At 73.3% G+C, this 2,263-nt stretch carries 2 protein-coding genes and 1 pseudogene; all 3 read left to right on the top strand.

Translation table 11 applies throughout. The features are described 5' to 3' along the window. On the top strand, window positions 1–442 hold a 442-nt coding region (locus ACVNF4_RS35100), incomplete at its 5' end, for a PfkB family carbohydrate kinase (protein WP_461806899.1). A gap of 201 nt (window positions 443–643) precedes the next feature. Continuing rightward, window positions 644–1,912 carry an MFS transporter gene (locus tag ACVNF4_RS35095; protein WP_461806898.1) on the top strand — a complete coding sequence of 423 codons (1,269 nt, stop codon included), beginning with the start codon at window positions 644–646 and terminating at the stop codon, window positions 1,910–1,912. Continuing rightward, window positions 1,909–2,263 (top strand): annotated as a pseudogene (locus ACVNF4_RS35090) (S9 family peptidase); the annotation flags it as partial. The gene ACVNF4_RS35095 and the pseudogene ACVNF4_RS35090, both read left to right, overlap by 4 nt.

The raw sequence follows: 2,263 nt of genomic DNA, 5'->3' as shown, positions 1-2,263 counted from the left end.
GCACGCCGACGTCGTCGTGGGCGCGCTCGGGCTGGCCGGGAAACACCCCGGCGACCGACGCATCACCGCCGACGCGGCGGGGGACGCCCTCGCCGAGGCCGCCGGACTGCTCCCCGGGGTGAAGGTCCTCGCGACACCCCTGCGTGACGTGCCGTCGGCCGGAGTCAACGACTGGTCGGGGATCGCCTGGTCCACGGAGGCCGGGCTCGTCACCGGCCCCCGGATGCGCGGACTGCACGTCCTGGACCGGGTCGGCTCCGGCGACGGCTTCGCGGCCGGCCTCATCCACGGACTCCTCACCGGCACACCCCTGGAACACGCCCTCGCCTACGGGATCGCCCACGGCGCCCTCGTCATGACCACCCCCGGCGACGTCTCCATGGCGACCCTCACCGAGGTCGAGACCCTGATGCGCGGCGGATCGGCTCACGTCGCGCGCTGATCCGCGGCGGTATTTTTGCGAAAGGTTTGATTCCGCTATTCGTCATTGAATATCTTGTCCGTCGATAAAACCCCCGCTCACACGTCGTCCCGCTGATCGAATGGAGATCGAAATAGCGGCGTGTGCACAGCATTGCGAAAAGGGGGAGTGCTCGCTACGCTGGGCGCTCTCCACGGCCGGCAATGCGGGAGGGGCCGCCTGATGGACAGACAGCACGGGGACGAGCATTTACATGTTCCGCCTTCTGTATTCTCCGGTAAGCGGGACTTTCGATTATTCTGGACGGCCGGTGCGATAGACGGACTCGGAACTCACGCGTCTGTTCTCGCACTCCCCCTGGTATTACTGGGAGCGGGATATCCGCCGGCCCTCGTGGGAATGCTCGCCTCCGCCGCCCTCGTGAGCGGCCTCGCCGCCGCCCCCTTCGCGGGAGTCCTCGCGGACCGCAGCCCCCGCGGACCCATGATGACCCGCTCCGCACTCGTGGCGGCCACCGCCACGGCGACCGTGTTCGCCGCCGTGGCCTGGCACCGGACCACCTTCGCCCACCTCCTCGCCGCAGCCTGCGTGACCCAGGCGGCGAGCGCGTGCTGGACGGCCGCCGCGCACGGCACGATCCGCAGGCTCGTCCCACCGGCCGACCACCCCCACGCGATCGGCGGCCTCCAGGCCCGCGACCAGGCCACCCAGATCGCCGGCCCCACCCTCGGCGGCGCCCTCTACCAACTGGCCCGATGGGCGCCGTTCCTCGCCGACGCCCTCTCCTTCCTCCTGTCCGCCGCCCTCGTCCGGGCCATGCGCACCGACCTGACCCCCGAACGGGACCGCCCGGCCGCCTCCTTCCTCTCCGAACTGGCCCGGGGCGTACGGTTCGTGTGGACCGACGGCTTCCTCCGCTTCGTCACGCTGTGGACGGCGGGACTCAACGCCGTACTCGGCGCCCTCTACTACCACGCCGTCTTCAGCGCGCAGGCACGCGGCGCCACCGCCTCCTCCATCGGCCTGATCCTCACCTTCGCCGGCGCCGGCGGACTCCTCGGCGCGCTCCTCGCCCCCTGGCTGGTACGGCGCCTGCCCCGCGCCCTGATCGTCGCGACGGCCTCGTGGACCATGGTGCCGACCGCCGCCGGCCTCGCGTTCACCAGCACGACCTGGGGCTACGGCCTGCTGCTCGGCGCCGTCTCCTGCACCGCGCCGTCCGTCGTGATCGTCCTGCACGCACGCGCCGTCCTCGTGGTCCCCGACGCGCTCCAGGCCCGCGTCGGCACGGTGCTGGACACGGCCGGTGAGGGACTCGCGGCCCTCGCGCCGCTCACGGCCGGAGTCCTGGTCTCCGCGTACGGCGGCCGGACGGTCGGCCTCGGCTGCGCGGGCGCCCTCGCCCTGCTGGCGCTGTACGCGACCCGCCGCGTGACGTACCTGCGCGACGAGGAGGCGCCGGCGCGCGAACCCGAGAGGAGCGTGCGGTGAGCGGGCGGGGCTACGGCGTGTACCGGCCCGTACTGCCCGCCGTCTGCCCCACCGACCCCGACCGGATGGCCTACGCGGGCGACGCCGACGGCCGCTGCGAGATCTTCGCCTGGAACCGGGCCACCGCGACCGCCCGCCAGGTCACCGACCGCCCGCACGGCACCCTCCTGTACGCCGTCGACACCGACGCGGCCGTCTGGTGGTTCGACGAGGACCGCCGGGGCAACGGGACCTGGCGGGTCCAGGACTTCGACGGCGGACCCCACACCCCCGCCCTCCCCGGGGCCGGCCCGGCCCGCCCGCGCGGCCTCGCCCTGGCGGACGGCGGCGCGGACGCCGACGGACTCGGCG

The organism is Streptomyces sp. S6 (assembly GCF_054880855.1).
Note: the sequence above shows the minus strand (reverse complement) of the source record. Positions and strands in the feature narration are given on the sequence as shown.